This window comes from Nostoc cf. edaphicum LEGE 07299, assembly GCF_015207245.1.
Taxonomy (GTDB): Bacteria; Cyanobacteriota; Cyanobacteriia; order Cyanobacteriales; family Nostocaceae; genus Nostoc; species Nostoc edaphicum_B.
Genome location: NZ_JADEXF010000202.1, coordinates 1 through 6,532 on the forward strand (window position 1 = coordinate 1; position 6,532 = coordinate 6,532).

Genomic DNA, 6,532 nt, shown 5'->3' on the forward strand with positions numbered 1-6,532 from the left:
GTTTAGCAGTCTGTGCAAGGAGTTCACTCACAACACAACTAGTAGCATAAGTTTTAATTATTACCAAAAAACAAGAAATAACGCTTAAATTTGGTATTGAAATTAACAACATTTATCATAAGATAGATGGCTTTTACTGAGCATCGATGTTATATTGTCCATAATTTAGTATCCATTAGAGTAAGTCAGCCTAATCCAGCGTGTCACAGTGCATGACGCTGGAGCGGAGGAACCAAATTGTGGGGCGTATCTCATAGAAAGTGAAGAGTTGGGAGTAAGGAGTTAGAAGTTACTTTACTAAATACTCAACTTATAACTCATAGCTTTCTACAGAAGGGCATCTCTCAGCCCTAGCCCGTCAGCTAACTTCGTAGGCATTGAGAGGAGACTGAAGAGACGGCATTTTTACAATGTTCCGATTTCATCAGTGTCCAAGGCTGGTACTGCTCGGCTTTTTTGTACCTGCACTTAAATCTGTTGAGGTTGTAAATGGTATTCCAATTAAATTTAGCAGCGATCGCAGCGATCGCTGGACAAGCTGCTTGGAAAAAGGCAAGACCTGTCGTCGTTAGAGATGTCTTCATTCTACCTGTGTTGGGGTTCTTGGGAATAATTGTCTTATGGTGGATTATTGCACTTGCCAACCATGAATTGATGCCCACCCCACCAGAAGCGTTAATTGCTAATCTAGACTACATCTTAAATCCCTTCTACCAGCGAGGCCCCGGCAACTTGGGAATTGGTTGGTTGTTAATAGCAAGTCTGCGCCGGGTATTAATAGGCTTTTTGTTAGGTGCGGTAGTAGCGATTCCTCTGGGGTTTCTAATTGGCATGTCTAGACCGGCAATGATAGCGCTTAATCCGATCATTCAAATTTTTAAACCTGTATCGCCCCTAGCTTGGCTACCCATCGCCTTAGCAATTTTCAATTTGGCAGATCCTTCAGCCATTTTTGTCATCTTTATTACTTCTTTATGGCCGACAATTATTAATACCGCTTTAGGAGTTTCTAGCGTTCCCAAAGATTATTTAGATGTGGCAAGAGTCCTAGAAATGCCCCGTTGGAGACGGATTACAAAAATCATTTGGCCTGCAAGTTTGCCGTATATTTTTACAGGTTTACGAATTAGTTTAGGGATAGCTTGGTTGGTAATTGTTGCCGTGGAAATGCTCACAGGCGGTATTGGTATCGGCTTTTTCGTCTGGGATGAATGGAGTCGCTTAAACCTGAGTTCAGTCTTTTTAGCTGTGTTGGTAATTGGTGTAACTGGGTTAATTCTGGATTATGCCGTGGGTAAAATCGAAGAATTAGTAACCCATCGCCCTAAAACTTCCAACTAACAAAATTAGCCTGCTATCAAAACAGCAAGATTTAACGAGACTCTGCGCCTGAAGCGTGAGCAATCAATCACCAATGGAGCTACAAGAATGGGTGATATTAACTGGACTCGACGAGATATTATCAAGGGAATAGGAGCAACAACGGCGGGAATGGCGCTGTCTTCCTGTGGAATTTCAGGAGATAGATCAGCCAAAGGATTGACAGAAGAAGCCTTAGCTGTGCAACCAGTAGTTAAAAGCGGCGACCTAGAAAAAGCCGATCTTACAGTTGGTTACGTTCCCGTTAATGATTGTGCGCCATTTGCGATCGCCTGGAAAAAAGGCTTCTTCCGCAAGTATGGTTTGAACGTTACACTCAACCGCGAAGCCAGTTGGGCCACCTCCCGCGACGGTGTAATTTTTGGTCGCCTGGATGCTTCACCCGTGGTATCTGGTGCAGTTACCAATGCCAGAATTGGTGCTGAAGGCGCACGCCATGCCCCCTTGTGTGCAGCGATGACCATTCACAGCCACGGTAACGCCATGACAATGAACAAAGCCATGTGGGATTTTGGTCTGCGTCCGTGGTACGAGTATCAAGAAAAATATGGCAATGGTGCTTTAGAAGCCTTTGGGCGCGATTTTCGAGGCTACTTTGACAAGCAGCCATCAGAAGGTAAAGTCTGGGCAGTAGTATTAAGTTCCTCCATTTACGAATACTTTATCCGTTACTTATCCGCCGCCGCAGGTGTTGATCCGCTTAAAGAGTTTCGCGTCATCATCGTTCCGCCTCCCCAAATGGTAACAAACGTGCGGATTGGTGCAATGCAAGCTTACATGGTTGCAGAACCCTGGAATACGCGAGCAATAACAGGTAACGAAAACATCGGCTTTACCTTTGCACAAGGCAAAGAAGTTTGGTTGGGACACCCAGATCGACTTTTGGGTGTGATGGAATCTTTCATCGACAAATATCCTAAAACCTATCGTTCTTTAGTCAAGGCAATGATTGAAGCCTGTCAGTATTGCAGCAAAGACGAAAACCGCCAAAAAGTAGCCGAACTGATAACAGACCGTTCCTTTACAGGTGCTAGACCTAAAAAGAAAGATGCCCCAATTGCGAAGTTTACAAGTCCGGCAATTCTCGGCAACTACAACTATGGCGGCTTTGACGGCAAAGATCGCACCATCAAAGCTGCTGACACCACGATTTTCTTCGATATTCCTGACAACCTTCCCAAACAGCCAGGAGAACACTCCACATTCTTATGGAGATCGAGAAGTATCTGGATGATGACACAAGCAGCGCGGTGGGGACAAATTAAGGAATTCCCCAAAAATGCCGAGAAATTGGCAGAACTTGGCTGGAGAGCAGATTTATATCGAGAGATAGCATCTGAAATGGGCATCGAGTGTCCCAAGGATGATTACAAGGTCGAACCACCAGAAGTATTTATAGATAAGAAAGGCTTCGACCCCAGCGATCCTGTGCGCTATCTAAATAGTTTTGCCATCAGGGCTAACGCTCCCACTAACTTTTTCATGTCTTAAATTCCAAGTTCAAATATTGACTGATGACTAAATTATTTCTGGAGCATTTTGATGATGGAATATACTTCATTACCTATTAATACCCAGACCAAAGTTATGCCGCGTCCAGGATATTTAGAAATTGAAAATTTAGTCAAGTCTTATCCGACACCTGATAAAGATAACTTTGTCGTTTTAGATGGGGTTAATCTGACGATTGGTGAAGATGAATATATTTCTGTAATTGGTCACTCTGGTTGCGGGAAATCAACTCTACTAAAGATAGTAGCTGGTTTAGAAAAAGCCACTTCTGGCTCAGTAAGGCTAGATGGACAAGAAATTCATAAGCCAGGAGCCGAACGGATGATGGTATTTCAGAATTATTCACTGTTACCTTGGTTAACTGTGCGAGAAAATATCCGTTTAGCTGTGGATGAAGTGCTAAAAAATGCTAATCGATCTGAGAAAATTAGCATTGTAAATGAACACTTAGCAATGGTAAACTTGACGGCGGCGGCTGACAAATACCCTGATGAAATCTCTGGAGGTATGAAACAACGAGTAGGTATTGCCAGAGCTTTAGCAATTCGTCCTAAAATGTTGCTGATGGATGAACCTTTTGGGGCACTAGATGCGCTAACTCGTGGCAAATTGCAGCGGCAGGTATTGGATATTTGGGAAAATAATCGTCAAGCAGTGATGATGATTACCCACGATGTAGATGAAGCAATTTATATGTCCGATCGCATCGTCTTGATGACCAATGGCCCAGCTGCTAGTATAGGAGAGATATTAGAAGTTCCTTTTGAGCATCCACGCGATCGGGCTGCCATGCGAAACTCAAAAGAATATTTTGAACTCCGCAACCACGCCCTAAATTTCCTCGATCGATATTTTGCCCAAGACGAGTAAATTAGATTATCATTTTTTTAGTGGGTAGCCTAATTCAAATTCATGAAAGCTGAATTTGGAACGGAGGAACCAATGTTTGGGGCTAATCTTACGAGAGACACCTTCCAGTCTTAGCCCGTCAGCTAACTCCGTAGGCAATGGAAGGAACCCCCAAGACCTTGGCTGTAATACAGTTATTATTGGGGTTTCCTTGACTGATTTAAGATTTGAAATTTTGGCTATCGTCACTCAATCCAAAATCGTTCGACTGAGCGACTTGTGCCGAGCATCTCGACTTCGCTCGATAGAACCGGAGCCAAGGTAAGCCGAAGTTCAAAATCTCAAATTGATCGCCCTGCTTCTCATTACTAATTCATATCATTGGGAGAAGTAAAGCTGTGCAAATTAAGCCAATGTTAGCGCGTCTGCAAAGTGCCACAGGTCGAGATGACTTAATTGAACAAATGGTACTGTTGCCAGAACCAAAAAAGCCTTTTTCTAAAAAACCTCAAAAAGCAAAAGCAGTTAATTTAATTGTTGCCTATGACGCATCTCCTAAAAGTCATACGGCGTTAGATATTGCTTTCTGGATTGCCCATCAAACGCGTTTAGCTACCAATGCAGAAGTTACAGTTCAAGCCGTTTATGTGCTAGAAGACAATTCAAAAAGCAAGTATCCAAATATCTTGAGCTTACCAATACAACAGCCTCCATTGGAGTGTCAAATCAGTGAAGTATCAAAGTCTGCCACACAGGTATTAATTCAACCCCAATTGCAGACAATGGTAACTCCCCTGCAACAAGCAGATATAATTCTCTGGCAAGCTCGAAGTCTGGCTGAAGAATGGCAAGGTTCTTTCAAATCCCATTTGCGGTTTGGCTGCATCTCCACAGAACTTACCAAAGTTGTTGAATCAGAAGCTGCCGATATTCTGTTTCTCGGTTGCAACTCTGTCAATCATCCAATGATTGAGGCACTACATTCTAATTTCCCCTGTGCCGTTTTGGGTATTCCCAGTTGTATTGATGAATAATCATTGTTCAGAATTTCAATAAATTTTATCTAATTGCAATGATAGATAAGTCACCTATAAATAGGTGGCTTTTTTCGCTACTAAATAAATAAACTTCGGGAGGTAGTGTGTGGAAAGCTGGCAAGCAATCCTCAGTGTGGTTACATTTATAAGCGTCATTATCTTAGTAATGACGGAATGGGTACATCTTACTATTGCGGCATTATTGGGAGCATTGTTATTAGTTTTTACCAACGTCATGACTTTACAAGAAGCTGTTGGTTACATCGGCAATAGTCATGGAACACTCGGTTTATTCTTTGGAGTTATGGTGTTAGTGCGGGCTTTTGAGCCTACCAAGATATTTGATTATTTAGCTACTCAAATAGTACTCATAGCTAAAGGACAAGGCAAGCGTCTATTACTTGGCATTGTGGCTATTGTTACACCCATCTGTGCAGTCTTACCAAATGCCACAACAGTAATGCTACTAGCACCTTTAATTCCCCCAATGGCACAGGAAGTTGGGATAAATTTCGTACCCTTGTTGATTTTAATGGTGTTTGTTGCTAATAGTGCCGGACTCCTGACTTTAGTTGGAGACCCAGCTACATTTATCGTTGGCGATGCTGTGAATATCAGCTTTACAGATTATTTGTTTAAATTAAGTTTAGGGGGAGTAATTGCTATTGTCATAGTGATTGCAACACTACCATTTTTATTTCGCAAAATTTGGAATACAAAGTTAGATAATCTTGAAGAACTGCCACACCCACAAATCAATCACCCACGAGCTTTAAGCGTCGGTGCAGTTATTGTTTTTTTCGTCCTGCTATTTTTTGTCATCGGCGAATCTCTACCAGTTCCTATTTCACCTGCTGCCGCAGCTTTGTTAGGAGCAGCTTTAGCTTTGCTTTTATCTCACCATAGCAAAATAGATTCAGTTAACAACATTTTGCGGGATGTAGACTGGAGTACGTTAATATTTTTTATGAGTATTTTTGTGCTAATTGGAGGGTTAGAAAAGACAGGTGTAATTAATGGTTTATCAGGAGTATTGGCAGTAATTTTAGGAAAAAATATTGTCCTGGGTTCCCTAGTTTTATTATTTTCTGTGGGGATATTATCTAGCGTAGTGCCTAATATTCCTTTAGTGGTGGGGATGGTACCATTACTCAAACAATACATTGTTACTGTCGGATTAGCACCCGCAGAAGTTTTAGCACAAGACTTTCAAGGGCAGTTTCCGCCAGAAGTATTACCACTGTTTTATGCGATGATGTTTGGTGCAACTTTGGGAGGTAATGGCACACTAGTAGGAGCATCATCTAACATCGTAGCTGCCGGAATTTCTGAGCAGCATGGACGCCGCATTTCGTTTAAAACTTTTTTACACTACGGTATTCCAGTGATGATATTACAACTGATAGCTTCGGCTTTTTACGTGTTAGTTCGCTTTTTGCTTTAGATAGCAAAGGATCAAACTAATTCGTAATTGATAACTTGTAATTCCAATCAGTAGTAGCTCTTGAATTTATCAGTGATAGTGTAGTGGTAGCCAGTTAGTGAACGTCTTGCAGACCACAAAATTAAAGATTATGGTAAGGGCTTGTACCTTCTGAAATTACGAATTATAAATTACGAATTAGTAATTATTTAGTCAACCTAATTAAATATAAAATGCTGAGGAGATAAATCCCCGACTTTTGTTGAGAAGCCGGGTTTATGGGTATTATTTTTATTTATACCCAATTACTTATCAATCCTCAGTTATTGCT

5 protein-coding genes and 2 riboswitches are annotated in these 6,532 nt (G+C 41.6%); all 5 genes read left to right on the forward strand.

What is annotated here, in order from left to right; genetic code table 11:
* Window positions 1-177 precede the first annotated feature (177 nt).
* Window positions 178-392, forward strand: a riboswitch (cyclic di-AMP (ydaO/yuaA leader).
* 97 nt (window positions 393-489) lie between these two features.
* The 5 genes from ntrB (at window position 490) to IQ229_RS08175 (ending at window position 6,222) form a co-directional block, all read left to right on the forward strand.
* Window positions 490-1,341, forward strand: a complete 852-nt coding sequence (ntrB, locus tag IQ229_RS08155; protein ID WP_194042788.1) for a nitrate ABC transporter permease — start codon at window positions 490-492, stop codon at window positions 1,339-1,341.
* 87 nt (window positions 1,342-1,428) lie between these two features.
* Entirely contained in the window at window positions 1,429-2,871 is a 1,443-nt protein-coding gene (locus IQ229_RS08160) for an ABC transporter substrate-binding protein (protein ID WP_194042789.1), read from the forward strand.
* Between the two features lie 54 nt (window positions 2,872-2,925).
* Window positions 2,926-3,762: an ABC transporter ATP-binding protein gene (locus tag IQ229_RS08165; protein WP_194042791.1), complete on the forward strand. Its 837-nt coding sequence runs from the start codon at window positions 2,926-2,928 to the stop codon at window positions 3,760-3,762.
* Window positions 3,763-3,799: 37 nt separating this feature from the next.
* A riboswitch (cyclic di-AMP (ydaO/yuaA leader) is annotated at window positions 3,800-3,914 on the forward strand.
* Window positions 3,915-4,154: 240 nt separating this feature from the next.
* The gene (locus IQ229_RS08170; protein WP_194042793.1) at window positions 4,155-4,775 is read left to right on the forward strand and encodes a universal stress protein; all 621 of its coding nucleotides are present in this window, start codon (window positions 4,155-4,157) and stop codon (window positions 4,773-4,775) included.
* Window positions 4,776-4,884: 109 nt separating this feature from the next.
* Window positions 4,885-6,222, forward strand: a complete 1,338-nt coding sequence (locus tag IQ229_RS08175) for an ArsB/NhaD family transporter (RefSeq protein WP_194042790.1) — start codon at window positions 4,885-4,887, stop codon at window positions 6,220-6,222.
* Window positions 6,223-6,532: the final 310 nt, after the last annotated feature.

What these genes read in the sequence shown, in the direction of transcription:
- IQ229_RS08165 (WP_194042791.1), top strand. Translation starts at nt 2,926, where the DNA reads ATGGAATATACTTCATTACCTATTAATACCCAGACCAAAGTTATGCCG.
- IQ229_RS08170 (WP_194042793.1), top strand. Translation starts at nt 4,155, where the DNA reads ATGTTAGCGCGTCTGCAAAGTGCCACAGGTCGAGATGACTTAATTGAA.
- ntrB (WP_194042788.1), top strand. Translation starts at nt 490, where the DNA reads ATGGTATTCCAATTAAATTTAGCAGCGATCGCAGCGATCGCTGGACAA.
- IQ229_RS08160 (WP_194042789.1), top strand. Translation starts at nt 1,429, where the DNA reads ATGGGTGATATTAACTGGACTCGACGAGATATTATCAAGGGAATAGGA.